Annotated in this window: 9 protein-coding genes; 2 read left to right on the top strand and 7 right to left on the bottom strand. The window is 41.6% G+C overall.

Features of this window, described 5'->3' with window-relative positions:
• Positions 1-4: 4 nt before the first annotated feature.
• The 4 genes from DBR43_RS26045 to DBR43_RS26030 all read right to left on the bottom strand — a co-directional run bounded on the left by DBR43_RS26045 (position 5) and on the right by DBR43_RS26030 (position 11,293).
• Positions 5-3,163, bottom strand: a complete 3,159-nt coding sequence (locus tag DBR43_RS26045) for a SusC/RagA family TonB-linked outer membrane protein (RefSeq protein ID WP_124586239.1) — start codon at positions 3,161-3,163, stop codon at positions 5-7.
• Positions 3,164-4,034: 871 nt separating this feature from the next.
• Entirely contained in the window at positions 4,035-5,477 is a 1,443-nt protein-coding gene (locus DBR43_RS26040; protein ID WP_124586238.1) for a SusD/RagB family nutrient-binding outer membrane lipoprotein, read from the bottom strand.
• Positions 5,478-5,498: 21 nt separating this feature from the next.
• Positions 5,499-8,612: a SusC/RagA family TonB-linked outer membrane protein gene (locus tag DBR43_RS26035; RefSeq protein ID WP_124586237.1), complete on the bottom strand. Its 3,114-nt coding sequence runs from the start codon at positions 8,610-8,612 to the stop codon at positions 5,499-5,501.
• A 194-nt stretch (positions 8,613-8,806) separates the two neighbouring features.
• Positions 8,807-11,293, bottom strand: coding sequence for a M14 metallopeptidase family protein (locus DBR43_RS26030; RefSeq protein ID WP_124586236.1), 2,487 nt, complete (start codon positions 11,291-11,293; stop codon positions 8,807-8,809).
• An 89-nt stretch (positions 11,294-11,382) separates the two neighbouring features.
• On the opposite strand from DBR43_RS26030, the gene DBR43_RS26025 reads away from it, so the two are divergent.
• Positions 11,383-12,684 carry a UDP-N-acetylmuramoyl-tripeptide--D-alanyl-D-alanine ligase gene (locus DBR43_RS26025; RefSeq protein WP_124586235.1) on the top strand — a complete coding sequence of 434 codons (1,302 nt, stop codon included), beginning with the start codon at positions 11,383-11,385 and terminating at the stop codon, positions 12,682-12,684.
• Between the two features lie 141 nt (positions 12,685-12,825).
• Here DBR43_RS26025 and DBR43_RS26020 read toward each other — a convergent pair whose 3' ends face one another.
• Genes DBR43_RS26020 through DBR43_RS26010 form a run of 3 tightly spaced genes read right to left on the bottom strand, consistent with a single transcriptional unit; the run spans position 12,826 to position 15,888 of the window.
• A complete protein-coding gene (locus DBR43_RS26020; protein ID WP_124586234.1) occupies positions 12,826-13,305 on the bottom strand; it encodes a gliding motility lipoprotein GldH in 480 nt (159 codons plus the stop codon).
• On the bottom strand, positions 13,298-14,737 hold the full coding sequence (locus DBR43_RS26015; protein WP_124586233.1) for a stage 0 sporulation family protein: 1,440 nt from the start codon (positions 14,735-14,737) through the stop codon (positions 13,298-13,300). The genes DBR43_RS26020 and DBR43_RS26015 overlap by 8 nt, the downstream gene beginning before the upstream one ends.
• A gap of 2 nt (positions 14,738-14,739) precedes the next feature.
• A complete protein-coding gene (locus DBR43_RS26010; protein WP_124586232.1) occupies positions 14,740-15,888 on the bottom strand; it encodes an ATP-binding protein in 1,149 nt (382 codons plus the stop codon).
• Between the two features lie 50 nt (positions 15,889-15,938).
• On the opposite strand from DBR43_RS26010, the gene ruvX reads away from it, so the two are divergent.
• The gene (gene ruvX / locus DBR43_RS26005; protein WP_069378247.1) at positions 15,939-16,355 is read left to right on the top strand and encodes a Holliday junction resolvase RuvX; all 417 of its coding nucleotides are present in this window, start codon (positions 15,939-15,941) and stop codon (positions 16,353-16,355) included.
• Positions 16,356-16,385 lie beyond the last annotated feature (30 nt).

Raw genomic sequence — 16,385 nt, 5'->3', positions numbered from 1 at the left:
GTGCTTAAAAAGTTGCACTAAGTGAAAGACCAAAACTTCTTGACGATGGGATACCCATAATCTCACGACCTTGCGAGTTGTTTGTTCCAAAAATGTTAGCTTCCGGATCAACGTATTTGTTTTCTTTTGGCGTCCATAATAAGATATTAGATCCTGAAACCGCAAGACTAGCTCTTCCAAACGGTGTTTTGTTCAGCAGTTTGGTAGGCAATTGATAAGAGAAAGAGATGTCTCTTAATTTAAAGAATGCTGCATCAAGGATATTGGACTCCGCAAAACTGTTATAATTGGTATGCCAGAAATCGTAGCTGCCACTTTTTGTTTTAACAGTCGTATTTTCAACAAATACACCTGGAGAGGTTTCGATTACCGAGTTTGGATAGATAAATGGCTGACGGCCATATTCTGTAGTTTGTTTCGTAGAACCGGTAAAAGTTAACGTTGATTTCGTTCCTGAGAAAATTACGTTTCCTGACCTGTAATCAAGCGTTGCTGACAAGGAGAACCCTTTATAGGAAACCGTATTATTGAAACCGAAGATGTGTTTAGGACTAATCTGACCAAAAGTATGCAGGTTTGGATCATTTCTCAGCAATCCGGTTGTTGCATCAACAACAGGTCTGCCCTGAGGATCTCTTAAATAACCAGTACCTTTCAGAACCACTGCAGGCATCCCTACAATAGCAGTACCTACCGGATCACCACTACCAATCGGCAGTTCTTTAGAATCCTTTAATAAGGATACCACTTCACTTTGGTTGTTGGTATAATTCAGGTTAAAGCTCCAGGTTACTCCGGTTGGATCTGAGAAAGGTCTTCCTCTCAATGAAATCTCCACCCCTTTATTCGTCACTTTACCAACGTTAAAAGTTGCAGTGGTATAACCTGTAGAAGCTGGTACACCTAGATTAAGAATCTGACCATCTGTTGAAGTATAATAGTAAGTGAAATCAAGACCCAGTTTATCTTTTAAGAACGACAATTCCGTTCCCGCTTCATAAGAAGTCGTAAACTCCGGCTTTAAATCAGGGTTTGGCGTATTATTGGCCAGGGTAAAACCTGCCAGTGAACCAAAAGGAAAACCTGTTCCGGCACCAAAGGTTGGTACTAAGCGGTATGGATTGGTATCACTACCTACTTTAGCAAAACCTGCCCTGATCTTTGCATAAGAAAGGACTTCATTTTCTTTCAATGCATTGATTGCTTCAGTAAGCACAATACTGGTATTCACAGAAGGATAAAAATAAGACCTGTTCTTTTTCGGAAGCGTAGAAGAAATATCATTTCTAACCGATCCATTTAAAAACAGGTAATTTTTATACGACAAGGTCAAATCCGCAGCAAAGCCGATTGTTCTCTTTTTGAAGGAAGTTTCAGGCTGTGTTCCATCACTGTTTAACTCACCAACACGGTTTGATAAATTAAAAAATCCCGGAGTGGAGATCGCTGATGCTTTAGCGGTAAGGTTTCTGCTGTCATTCTGGCGAATATTGTTCAGCAAAATTAAACTCGCATTAAAGTCTTTAGTGATGTCTCTCTTCAGACTCACGATCAGGTCTGAGTTTATAATTCTATTGGTAAATGCATCTTCAGTAATTGCACCTGGAGTTGCCGTTGGGCGCTGTCCTGTACCAAAAGTTGTTTTTTCAAAAGTTTGTTTTCTACTGTCGGAAGTAAAATCTGTACCTAAACGGTAAGTCACATTCATCCATTTATACGGGTCAAACCCAATTTGAACATTTCCAAACACGCGATCCAGGTTACTGTTGAATCTGTTGTTGTCAATCGCATAGTAAGGATTTGGCTGATATCCGTTAAAGAATCCCTGAGTTGTAGCAAACTCGTAGTTTCTCCAATCTTTAAAATTCTTAAGGTCAATCTGACGACTCACGTTAATGACATCGTTGATTACCCCGTTATTTCCAGCACCCACAAAAGAGGTGTTGGTCAGATTTTTATTATAACTTAAATTTCCGCTCACCGTAAACAGGTTGGACAATTTCGAGGTTCCGGATAGTTTCACCGTATTCCTTCTGAATTTATCCGAGGGAATAATGCCCTTTACTTCATTATCAGAAAAAGACATATAGAATGAGCTTTTATCATTTCCGCCCTGGAATGCAATAGAGTTTTGCCAGTTTGTTCCGGTATTGAAAAAGTCCCTTACATTGTCTTTTACAGCACTAAAAGGAATCATCAACTTGTTACCGTTGGCCAGTGTTGGTCCCGACTGAACAATCGAACCATCAAGTTTTGGTCCCCAGTTCGTATTCTCAATAGGATCATAAGTTTCAGGCAGACCAGGTCCCGATTCATAACCAGAACCGTATTCATTTTGCAATTCAGGCAATTTTTGAACCTTATCAATTGAATAGGTAGAGTTCACCGTAACTTCAAACTTCTTATTTGTCCTGTTGCTACCATTTTTTGTGGTAATGATGATGGCTCCGTTCGAAGCAAGTGAACCATATAAGGCCGCCGCATTGGCTCCCTTTAACACGGTCACTGATTCAACGTCATCCGGGTTAATATCTCCGATACGGTTACCAACATCGACCTGATTGGTAGAAGTGGCAGAAGGCTGGGTACTGGTATTGTCTACAGGAATACCATCCACGATAAAAATAGGCTGGGCTTCACCTGTCAGGGAGCGTTGTCCCCTCATTGTGATTCTCGTTGCCGTATTTACACCACCGCTTGATCTTCCAATCTGCAAACCTGGTGCTTTTCCCGTCAATCCGTTAATTAAATTGGTTTGTTTACCATTGGTAAGGTCTTTTGACGTTACCACATCTGCTGAATAGCCAAGGGACGCTTTGTCTCTCGCAATGCCAATCGCCGTAATCACGATCTCAGACAGACTCTTCGAATCTGAGACAAGCGCTACATTGAGCACATTTGATCCGGTTAATGTCTTGGTCACAGACACATATCCCAGGTAATTAAATTCAAGGCTACTTCCCGAAGAAGGAACGCTAATCGAATAACGGCCGTCCCCACCTGTTTGAGTGCCAGCGTTGGCACCTTTGATTCTTACAGTTACTCCAGGCAATGGCTTTCCATCTTCCTGGTCAGTAACTGTACCAGTAATTGTCCGATTTTGTGCCATAGCAGATCCTGCCACGCACATCAAAATGAACAAACTTTGTAAAAGTTTTTTCATAAAAATAAAATTTAGGTTAGTTAATAGTAACCGAATATAGCCGATTTAGTATGCGTGCATAAACAAATATGTTACAACACCGAATAAATGACAATAATATGACACAATAAATTGTAACAATTAGTCGTTTTCTGCGGCGCTCATAAAGCATTGTGCCACAGCGAGCTAGGAACTCATTTATTCTTCTAATAGAAAATATCTAACACTATTAAGATAAGCAATAGCTAAAAATTGACATATGTCAGACAAATAAATTTGCTATTTATAACAATAAATAAAACAAAAAGAAGTTGTCAGAAAAAAACAGCGGAACACCTGAAGAAATTATAGAAAAATTTGTCAGCTTGATTTACAATATATTTTTTGACCAATTTTCTGGTCCAAAATCCAGATCACAACAGATCTTAACCTTTTTCTAAGCAAAAGCGATCCGGGTGGTAAACCAGCCAAAGGAATTATTTAAGAAAAATGAAATAAAAACCCGCTCTCGACCAGCGCTCTTCCCCAGCCTATTTGGCATTTAACCTACTGAAAATCAAACTAATCACATAAAAAACAGCCGTATTCAGCAGAGAAAATCAGGCCTGAGCCAAAGAATCAAAGGTTTAAGATTCAAAAGATCATAACTGAAGGACCAGAGATTAACCGCCGGCTTCCTTCAGATTCCTTCTCGCGAAGCCTCCCCTTGCCTTAAGTTAACACTTCCCACCCTCCAGGTGCGTTCGGGACTTTCATCCTGGAGTCTGCGCCCATGCCGGGCGCAAACAAAAAAAAGCAGTCAGAATAAACTGACTGCTATTTAGAATGGTAATTTTATTTTATTATTAATCCTCTACCAACTTTACAGGATTAGCCATAAACCTTTTCAGGCTTATAAGTCAAACCACATTTTATCAGAGTAAACTGCTGTTGGCTGTGGGATATTAATATTTGCCCCTAGCTCTTCCTGAGGCAGCACAAAGCGTCTGAAAAGCGGACCAGGAGTCGCATCTTTAGGGAGGGTCAATTTAGGCACTTCAGTACCGTCCGGACCAGATCTCCTCCATTGCACAAATGCCTCTGCAGGTCTGTCGATCAGGTCAATCCATTGTTCAATATGAATTTCCTTAACCGGATCAGCCGCAGTAGTAAGGTTAACCAGATTATCAGCTACATAAGTATCAATACTTGCCTGAGGCACTTCATAAAATGTCATTGCAGCAATAACTGCATCTTTATATAAGCCTTGAGCTGTAGCCAGGTTCTTCGTTACGCCCAGACCTCTTGCATAAGCCTCAGCCTGTAAAAACAACATCTCCTGAGCTGAAATAATTAAAGAAGGAGCTGCTTTTCTCAGCAGATAACTACCAAGAGTAGAGGTATGCTTATCTGCGTCTACGTTCGCTTCAACACCAATAAACTCCGTCTCACCTGCAGGCTTATCAAAATAACGGGATAACCTTGGGTCTTTTTTAGGAATCATGATGTCAGTACTCACCTTACCGGCATAAGTCAAGGGGTCATCCCCTAAAAACAACCGGTATTTAGGGTTTTCATTGTTTGGCGTTTCTGAATAAAGAATTCTGCAATTATCCGCGGCAGTTGAAATCAACCCGGCTGGATTTGAGACCAAAGTACCAATAGCAGCAGCTTTACTTGGATCTTTATCTACCATTAACATCAGTATTTTCAACTTCAGGGAATTGGCATATTTTTTCCATTGATCAAGATTTCCTTTGTAAAAGATATCATAATCGCTGATCTTTAACGGATTTGCGGAATTCATCTGGGCAGTTGCCTCATCAAGCATCGCAATAAGCCCTTCCAATACATCTTTTTGAGAATCATATTTAGGATAAGGAAACTCATCGATTTTGAAAGCCTGAGAGAAGGGAATATCCCCGTATAAAGTTGTGGTTTCATACATCACCTGGGCAAGTATAATTTTGCACTGAGCAGCTGTATTTGGATCTTTATTCTCTTCAGCCAACTTGATTGCAGTTTTCAGGTTCAAGCCTGTATTGGCATAATAACCTCTCCAGTTATTGGTAAGAACATTTGAACTCATATTATATAAATTAGAAGAGCCCCAGTTGCCCGAAAAATCTCCGCCGGAAGAAAAAGTCTGTCCAACAAATCCAACAGCAAGATAATTGTCGCCACTGTTCTTACTTACATCCCATGCTGTAACCGCATATCCAAAAAGCAATTTTGGTTCTACCTTTAACGAAGATAAAGGATTTGCGTTCACATCAAGATATTTTTTACATGACACTCCGCCTATTGCAACCAGCAAAAGTAAGGAGCTGGCAAAAATTTTATTTTTAAATTTCATAATCATCGTCTTTTTAATTTTTTACAAAGTCAATCTCAAATTCATACCAAATGACCTTGCAGATGGGATGCTGTTAAATTCAACTCCTTCTCCAACACCAGTTCCATTAAAGAAGTTAAGCTCAGGATCTACGTGAGGGACGTGGCTTTTGATCAACCATAAATTACGGCCTTCCACACCAAACTCAATACCTTTGATGAAAGAAGACTTAAATACTGAAGCTGGAATCGCATAAGAGAACCTAACCTCTCTCAACTTCACAAAACCTGCATCAAAAACACTTCCTTCTGAATTTTTAGTATCGGCTTCCCAAGCCCAGTAATTTTGGCTTTTTACTTCTGTTTTATTAGGAACATATTGTCCGTTTTCTAAAACAACCCCAGGAGTAACAAAATTTGATCTGCTACCACCGGTTTCTTCAGCTAAACCAGCAACTCTTAAATTGGCAACCGTTCCGGAAAAGAATACCCCACCTTTACGAATGTCTAACAGCGCACTAAGATTGAACCCTTTATAGCTGAAACTATTGTTGATCCCTAATGTCCAGTCCGCATACAGATTTCCTAAACGTTTATTGTTAACAACCTTCTTTAATCCACTTACAGGCTCAATTACAAAATTACCATTCGGATCTCTTTCCCATACATTACCATAAAGACCAAAAGATTCTCCTGGTTGTGCTTTAATAGACAATCCGCTGTAACCACTCGCAAGCGCATATTCTTTAAGACCGCCAAGTTCTTTTACTTTCTGTACGTTTTTAGCAAATTGGAAATCTACATTCCAGCTAAAGTCTTTCGTTTTTAACGGCACAACGTTCAGTGCAACCTCAATACCTTTATTCTGAATCTCACCAACGTTCACATATTTTGCAAAATATCCGGTTGAAGGCGCTACATCAATAGAAACCAATTGATTTTTGGTCACCGTATTATAGTATCCAAAATCAAGGCCAATGCGGTTATTTAAAAATCTCAATTCAGTACCGATTTCATAAGAACCTTGCTTCTGAGGTTTCAATGCACTATTAGGTTTAACCCTTGGCGCGCTAAAAGCGGTTGTAATTGGCCCTGCAGGGAAAACAATAGCATTCGCATCTACGTATTGCAAAAACACAGTAGACACCGGAGTATAAGTATAATCAAGGTTATAAGGCAATGCATCACTACCTACCTGAGCCCAGCTCGCCCGTATTTTACCAAAGCTCAACCAATCCATATTTTTCTCCTTCAACAATTCACTGAAGACAAATGAACCACTAACCGATGGGTAGAAATAAGATCTTGCATTCACTGGAAGCGTCGAACTCCAGTCGTTTCTTCCAGTTACACTCAAATACAAATAATCTTTGTAGCTCAAGCTTAAATCAGCATAAGCACCCAGAATCCGTCTTTTGCTATAAATTAATGTTGGGTTTTTAGCGGCAGCGTTCGTGTAGTTATAAAGTTGATCGATGGTTAAACCAGAAGCTTCCACCTGTGAAGTTTGAACCAGACGCTGATTGATGTTACCACCAACAATTAACTTCATCTTAACATTCTCGATCAGGTTATTCTGCTCAAAAGTCGCCATCAAATCATCGTTGATCTGTTTGCTTAAACCGTCGAAATTAGTAAACTTACCTTGCATGAAGCCGGCAGTACCTTTACGAACCAATAAAGATCTTTTCTCAGTGGTTACATCCAATCCAAAATTGTTGCTGATAGTAATCCAGTCCAAAGGCTTGTAGGTTAATGAATAGGTACCGATAAACCGGTCAACAGCATTACTGTTTCTGTTGTAGTTCATCACCCAGAATGGGTTATTTCCATTACGTGAGGGCGTTAAAAATGTCTGCGCTCCTGTAATCGGGTCCTCAAAGTTATCTCTTAACCTGTCAATGTCAACCGTTCTTGGCAACCCAAAAATCGTTGAAACAATTGAATTGGTATTATTCGAACTCTGAGCAGGTCTTCCATCCGACTTGATATTGGTATATGATCCGGTAAATCTTGAGGAAAGCTTGGTGCTGAAATCCCTGCCTGCATTTATCGACAAGGTGTACCTGTCTAATTTTGATTGAGGAATAATCCCTTTATCATTAGCACTTGAAAAACTCACTCTATAATCTGAACCTTCACCACCACCAGAAAAGGCGATGTTGTTCATTGCTGAAAATCCAGTTTGAAAGTAATTCTTAACGTTGTTAGGGTAAGCTTGTAAAGTCACCTCTTCCCCTAGGAAATTGGGAAACTTTTGATTCTGAACATCAGAAATTCTTGGTCCCCAACCATTTGTTGCAGTCAATGCATAAGTGCCCTGGTTACCCTGAGCATAGTCATTCTGAAGTTCAGGCAACACCAAAGGGTTATCAAAACGAATAGAAGAGTTTACACTAATGTTACTTTTTGTACCTTTGCTACCTCTTTTCGTGGTAATAATAATGGCACCATCTTTTGCTCTTGAACCATACAATGCAGTCGCAGCAGCTCCTTTAAGAATCGTCATTGACTCAATATCGTCAGAACTCAAATCCCCCATACGGTTACCAAAATCGACATTATTCGCAACTGTTCCTCCGGTAGAGTTAGTCTCACTGATGGACAGTCCATCAATTACATAAAGAGGACTACCACCTTCCAGTGAGTTCACGCCACGAATAACAACCTTTGTTGATCCCCCCACAGTTCCAGACTGAGAGTTTACCCTTACACCTGCAGCTTTACCAGCCAGTCCGTTGAGGACGTTGGTTTCCCTGGCTTTTGTCAAATCGTCGGATTTAAGCGTAGCAGCACTATACCCAAGAGATTTTTTCTCTCTCGAGATCCCCATCGCGGTTACAACGACCTCGCCCAATAACTTTGAATCAGTTACCAGTACCACATTAATTACATTTGCTGTCCCAACAGCCCGGGATTGAGCGGCGTATCCAATAGAAGTAAATTCAAGTGTTCCACCATTAGCAACACTAATTGAGTATTTACCATCACCACCTGTTAAAGCACCAGTCGATGTACCTTTAACTTTTACACTTACACCTGGCAAAGGTAAACCATCGTCTTTGCCGGTAACTGTACCAGTAATCGTTCGTTGTTGTGCTATTGCTGAAGATGCAAAAAGCAAAAACACGAACAAACTTTGTAGAAGTTTTTTCATGAAATTTTAATATTTAGTTGAATAATAATCGCTAAATATATCACTTATTATTATTTTTCTCCAAAAAATACTAGAATTTCTAAATAGTGTATTCAACAGAGTAACAGTAGTATTAAACACAAAAAAGCCCCTCCATTATATAACGGAGAGGCCAAAAGTTCCTATTGTAACAGTTTTACTTCATTTAAAATTAATCACAGATTTGTCAAAAAAACAGCGTTTAAGAAAAGCTGTTTGCCACTTTCCCAAAAAGAGCGGAATAAGATATCGCTACCCAGATAGATTGCCGTACCTTTTCCTACATTCTGGGCACCAAACAGCATTCCTGAGCTGAGTTTTTTAACTACATTTTTTCCAGCCACACCAGACACGTAACTCCCTGTTTTTAAAACACCTACATTCCAATATTTAACCAGGGGTTCATAAATTTTATCATCCGTTTTCAAGGCATAATAATACTTTCCCAAACCAGCAGCAAGCGGATGACTATGGTCTAAATGAACTTTAAAGATGGCACCTGGAATGGCTTCTGATAAATCGCCCTGTTTTCTTTTTGCATACTCACTGGAATTGGTTCCGCCGGGTACTTCTTTCGGAAATTCTTTTCTTTTAATCTCGAAAGGCTTTACATCGCTCACATTCAGAATGGCATCTTCAAAAAGAATCACTTTCCCGCCAACCTTTAACCAATCTTCCAGTTTACCAGCAACCTCATCTCCATATGAACCATCCGGAATGATTAAAACATTCACCTTATTGATGTCAAGATTGCCCATATTTTTGGCGTCAATTAAACTGACCGGATAATTAAGCTCCTGCTCAAAGAAGTGCCAGATCTGCCCCACACTCTGGGAAGAGCTTTCCGGACCTGCAATCACAGCTACCTTTGGCATACTTAAGACCCGGTAAGCGGAAGAACCGAAATCTTTTCCTTTATCTACAAAACCGCCCGAAGCCGGATAGAAAGACATCTTCAGTTTTTTCTCTATCCCGCTAATTTTAGCCTGCAGATCTGGAACCCCACGTTCATTCTCTGTTCTGTAAACCAATAAAGAACCTACCGCAAAGTTCCGGCTGCCCAGGCTAAATGCTTCCTCAGCAATCCTCACTTTTACATTTTCCTTTTGCAGCGCAATCAGCACCTGTGCATCCTCTATAGAGTTCCATGGAAAAATCCAGGCATAAGGCTTGGCAACCACCGGAAAAACTTCCTTCACCTCTTCCATCGCAGGATATCTTCCCTTTACAGATTCCGTGGTAGCATAAGCTGGAAGGCCATAAGCGTAAGGCAATGCCCATGCTGTAATGTCATAGGTGTTCGAATCGCTCACCGAAGTCTGCGGCTCCAGTAATACATTGGCCAGCACTGCTTTCGCCTGCTGAAGGTTCACCACTAAATCATTCCGCTCTACCCGGAAGCTTTCCGTTTTTTGCGTTTCAAAGCTATAACCGTTTAAAGTTTTATCAAGGCCAAAGGCAAATTCAATTTCATTCTTTTTCAAGAGTGCAACCAACCGTTTCAACCGGCTTTTATTCTGAGCCTTGATCACATATGTTTTATAAAGGCCCGGAGGGGAGCTGATTCCGTTTTCAAAATACTTCTTAAACTCCTCAACAAGCTTGTCTGCATGGAGCGAAACTGTTTCCACGGTTGCCATTCCACTGGTAAAATGGTGGTCAATGCGGTCTTTTAAGGTCAGCGTATCTCCATCAAGGGTAACCACAGACAAGCCCGCACTAATCCCTCCCTGCTCATAAGTCATTCCTATCGCCCCATTATACAAAGGATAGGTGTCTCCATAAGAAGGATATAGTAAGTCGAATTGTTCTTTTGTAAAATATTGCCACCCGTTCTGATCAAAATACTTTGCATTGTTCTTTCCTACCGTAATTTGAAAATTCCTTTGCCATGGGGTGATGTCCTGATGAATCGGCTCTGCCGCCGGGGCAAAATAATAAGGCTCATTATAACTTTGCTCATGAAAATCAACATGCACCTGAGGCATCCATTCATGGTATAATGTCAGACGCTGCTGTGTTTCTACCTGAGACTGCCAGGCCCAGTCCCTGTTCAGGTCAAAATAATAATGATTTGAACGTCCGCCCGGCCATGGTTCAGCATGCTCCCTGGACATTGGATTTGAATTTGGCTGAAAACCCGTCGCAGCCGAAAAGAAATTCACATAACGCTCTCTTCCATCCGGGTTTAAACATGGATCAATGATGACCACCGTATTTTTTAACCAGTTCTGGATGTTTACAGTTTTGCCCTCGGTTAGTGTGTATAGCATTTTTAAAGCAGTTTCTGTAGAACTCGCTTCATTTCCATGCACATTATAGCTCAACCACAACACTGCAGGCTGTTTGGACTTAGGAAATACCTTTTCAGCATTGCTCATGCTGAGATTGTTCTTCCTGATTGTTTCCAGGTTATCCAGGTTTTCCTTAGCAGAAATGATCGCTACCAACAGCTCTCTGCCTTCGTAAGTCTTACCATATTTCTGAATTTTGACATTTTTATTTGCCCCTCCGATATATTTAAAATATTCCAGCACTTTATAATGAGGCGTAAAACGGCTTCCTAAACTATAGCCTAAAAACTCATCAGGCGACTTTACCTGCGCTTCAACGGACTTTCCAACAAAAAACAAGCATAAAAAAGAGAGCAAAAAGTATTTCATAATCAGTAATTAAGACTCCAAAATACTAAAGAATATTTTTTGTTTCTCTTTCATAGTGTAATTTTACCGTATCATTTAGATTTATGTATATGTCAGCCATCGATTCCCTGTATCAACATTTCTTAAATTACCGTACGATATGCACCGATACAAGGAGCATTACCAAAGACTGTCTCTTCTTTGCGCTCAAAGGAGAGAATTTTGATGCAAACTCCTTTGCTGCACAGGCTTTAAGCAATGGCGCTGCTTATGCGGTCATTGACAATCCTGATTATTTAAATGATGCACGTTGTATCCTCGTACCGGATGTATTGACAGCCCTGCAGGACCTTGCAAGGCATCACCGTTCCCTGATGAACATCCCCGTAATCGGGCTAACAGGCAGTAACGGAAAAACAACAACCAAAGAACTGGTCAATGCGGTGCTTTCCGAAAAATACAAAACCTTTGCCACTAAAGGCAACCTGAACAATCATATCGGTGTTCCGCTTTCCTTGCTTTCGATTGACAGCGGGATCGAAATTGCCGTCATTGAAATGGGCGCGAACCATCAGAAAGAAATTGAATTCCTCTGCGGCATCGCACAGCCAACCCATGGATTGATCACCAATATCGGCATGGCGCACCTAGACGGTTTTGGCGGCTTTGAAGGGGTAAAAAAAGGAAAAGCAGAGCTGTATGCTTACCTCAAAGGCCATCATGGTACCGCATTCATCAACCAGGACAATCCGCACCTCCTGGAAATGACTGCTGTTGCCGGATTGGAAACCGTGATTTATTACGGCACAGGAGCCGGAAATACAGTATCCGGAGCACTGCTAAAAACCGACCCTTTTCTGGAACTCAGCTGGAGAGACAAAGACGGCAGTCACCAGACCAGCACAAATCTTACCGGATCTTATAATTTCGAAAACATCCTTGCCGCAATATGCCTGGCTGAATTTTTTGGCCTTAACCCGGAACAAATCAACACCGGCTTATCTGGCTATCAACCAAAAAACAACCGCTCACAACTGACAAAAACAGATAGAAACACTGTTATTTGTGATTTTTACAACGCAAATCCAAGCAGCATGACGGCCGCACTGGCCAATATAAACAGCCTCAGCGCCAGCCATAAAGTGGTCATTATCGGCGACATGTTTGAACTGGGAATAGAATCGCCCGAACAACATCGCCTGGTGATTACTGAAGCGGAAAAAACAAATGTAGAAACGCTTATTTTCATCGGAAAAGATTTCTACGAAGAAAAAGGACAACACAGGGGTCATTTCTTCCGCAGCCCGGACGAAGCCCAGGCCTTCCTTGAAAAGGAAGCATTAAGCGACCGCCTGATCCTGCTGAAGGGCTCCAGAGGCATGGCTCTGGAACGTTTGCTTCCTTACCTATAATCAAGTATTTTCTTAAAGTTCCTTGCGGAAGCCGGAATAAAGTCGAAACTCGTTCGGATGAATACACTTCCAGCATCTCAAGCAATGAAGACATGAGTCCTGGCATTACAACATAGCAGTGAAAATTGTGGTTTGAGCGAATTATGGAACTATTGCAGAAACTTTAATTCCGGCGTCGCTGATTTCTTTAAGCGGGTTATCGCGCATATTCTGCTCGATTTCCAACTCGTATTTTCCTGCTTTAGGGAATTTATAATTCGTTAAAAGCGGCAAAGTATAGGTGTACAGGTTTCCGGAACCGGCACCATTCCATTGTCCGTCGGGCTGTGCCAGGCGGTACTCGTAACGTCTGCTTGCCCGTTTTTGGCCAGGTTCCCTTAAATGAAACAGGACGAAGATATTGGAGTATCCGTAATCAGCGGTATGGCGCAGTTTAAAGTAAATATTATAGGCCTTAGCAGGCTCTGTAATCTCTACAACAGCCTTTACCTTATTCACATAACTCCAGTTTCTGGAGGGCATAGAAATGTTATTGTCAATGATATTATTGGTATCACAACCACTAAAAAACGTGATTGTGATACCAGCTGCAAGCAATAGAAATGCTTTTAAATTATTCATTTTTAGGCTTATCCGTTGGTTTTTTTCTACGGTTATTATTTCTGTTCCTGTTGTTTCTGCTCGGCTTTGCAACAGTACCGTCTGCCGGAGCTGCTGCTGCAGGATTCGCTGCTTTAGGCTGAACATCTGTAGCTACAGGTTGTGCTTTAGGCTGTGCCTTCGCTGCAGGTGCTCCGCCGGCCGGGTTTCTATTGCCCTCTGTACGTGCCCTGCCCTGTTGTCCCGGTTTAGCCGGTCTTTCAGGTCTGTTCGCATTGTTATTGTTCCTTTGCTCTCCGTTACGGTTGCCGCCGGGTTTATTGTTATTGTTGCGGTTTCCTTTATTTTTAGGCTTATCGTCCAGACGTGTTAAGCTGTCCTGTCCAACCACATTTTCATAATCCGGAGTTTTCTCAATCACCGTAGTACTTACCAGTTCTACAGCCTCTTCCTTCAGGTTATTTGGTTTTAAGCCCTTTTTATTCATGGCCATGATTTCTTTTACACGGTCCACTTTTAAAGGAATCCAGTCTTCCATATTTGGATAACTGAACCACATTAGCTTCTTAAAGATGTCTGTTTTCTGATGACGGGCAACGCCGATTTCTGTCTGCAGGTTCTCTACACGGTCCGGGATGTCCTTTAAGGCATCCAGATAAGTATCCAGCTCATAGTTTAAGCAGCATTTCAGCTTTCCACACTGCCCCGCAAGCTTCAGGGTATTCAGCGATAGGTTCTGATACCTTGCTGCTGCAGTAGAGACCGTTTTGAAGTTCGTTAACCAGGTTGAACAGCAAAGTTCACGGCCACAAGAACCGATTCCTCCAAGTCTTCCCGCTTCCTGCCTCATTCCAATCTGACGCATTTCAATCCTGATCCGGAAAGTTTCTGCCATCTTCTTGATGAGTTCACGGAAATCCACACGGCCCTCAGCAGTGTAAAAGAAAGTGGCTTTGGTTTTATCGCCCTGATAATCCACATCACTGATTTTCATCGACAAGCGCAGGTCTAAGGCCAGCGTTCTGGCTTTATGCATGGTTTCCCATTCCAGTCCTTTAGCGATCTTCCACTTCTCGACATCAGCTTCTGTAGCCTTTCTGTAAATCTTCCGGGTGACCTGATCGATAGGGGTTTTCCGGCGTTTCATCTGCATACGGACCAATTCTCCCGTCAGGGAAATATGACCTACATCGTAACCTCCGGTAGGCCCTTCTACAGCCACCAGCTCTCCAATTTCAAGATAAATATTCTCATTGTTCAGGAAAAATTCCTTCCTGGCACCTTTAAATTTAACTTCTACTACTTGAAAAGGTATATAATTTGAGGGCATGTCTAAATTCGACAGCCAATCGTAAACTTCTAATTTCTGACAACCTCCGGTAAGGCATGAGCCATTACTTTTGCAGCCCGAGGGGGCGCAACCGCCACCTGTAGAACAACTTCCACATCCCATAGTTAATTGTATATATATTGAGTCCCTTTCGGGAACGTTTTAAACTTAATTATTTTTACCAATTGTAAAGATACATCTAAAAACAGAATTTTAGGGTTTGCGTTTCTTTCGATATGGTAATGAGCCCGTTCCAATTCCTGAATAATGGCCTCTGCCATCCCCAGATCAAGAACGTGGTTACTCAGCTTTTTTGCGGTGTCTAATGTTCTTGCGGGCAGTTTCACCAGTTCTTCAGCACCACTCAGTAAGAGGCTGCATTCTCTTAAAAAGTTAATTCCGTATTTTAAAAAATTCTTTTGATTTTCTCTTCCCCAGCCTGCCGCCTGATCTACAAAAGCAGTCAGATCCAGGACGCGGTTGCCATAACCCATCCTTAACCACTCCGCAAACTTGTCTGCGTTTTCGTTTTGGGTATTGGCCACCAATAGCTTTGCCTCAATCAGGTTTCCATCCGCCAGAAAGCTATATTCAGTAGCCTGTTCTTCAGACATGGTATGTTTTTCCATCAGATAGTTTTCAATTGTAGCATGAGAAAGCTTCGGGATCTTAACAATCTGGGTGCGGGAAAGCAGTGTGGATAAAATTTGTTCCTGATTGTTCGCCACCAATAAAAACAAAGTATTTTTAGGTGGTTCTTCAATGATTTTTAACAAAGCGTTTCCTTCTTTATCCAGGTATTCAGGCAGCCACATGATGAGGACTTTCGTCTCTGCTTCAAACGCTTTATAACTTAATTTTTTTATAATATCATGACATTCGGCAATGTTGATATTCGCCTGTTTGTTGTCGGCACTCAACTTAGACCGCCAGATGTCCATGTCAAAATAAGCATCTTCCAGCAGCATGCTCCGCCATTCGTCTAAGACATCAACGGCGATCCGGGCATCCTTGGAAGCGAAGAAAGGATAGGAAAAATGCAGGTCGGGGTGGATATACCGCTCGTACTTCCGGCAGGAAGAACAAACACCACAACTATCATCGCCCTGCCTGTCAAGACAGTTGATGTATTGCGCATAGGCGATCGCCATAGGCAAAGCGCCACTCCCCTCGCTCGATAAAAACAACTGAGCATGACTCACCCTGTTTTCGGCAACTGTTTGTACCAGTTGCGCTTTAATCTGTTCCTGCCCGATGATGTCTTTAAATTGCATTTGGTGCAAAATAACAATTTTTTAGATTATTGATTTGCATATTTGCATTTATGCCTAGAATTCTAGCTTTTGATTATGGAACCAAGCGGATCGGAATTGCCGTTACAGACCCTTTGCAAATTATTGCCACAGGACTGGATACCATACACCCCAAAGACATCATTGAATACCTGAAGAAATACTTTTTAACCGAGCAGGTGGAAGCCTTCGTGATCGGAGATCCAAAACAAATGGATGGCTCTCCTTCCGATTCCGCACAGCATGTGAAAGGGTTTTCGAAAATTTTAAGAAGAAACTTCCCCGACATCCCTCAGTTTTGGATCGATGAGCGTTTTACCTCTAAACTGGCCCATCAGGCCATCATGCAGAGCGGCCTCAAAAAACAAGACCGACAGAACAAAGACCGGGTAGATACCATTGCAGCAACCATCATTCTGCAATATTTTATGGAACAGCCCCGTTTATAGAACAAGAATAAGGATGCTTAAAAAATAATT

Source organism: Pedobacter sp. KBW06, from assembly GCF_003852525.1.
Classification (GTDB): domain Bacteria; phylum Bacteroidota; class Bacteroidia; order Sphingobacteriales; family Sphingobacteriaceae; genus Pedobacter.
Note: the sequence above shows the minus strand (reverse complement) of the source record. Positions and strands in the feature narration are given on the sequence as shown.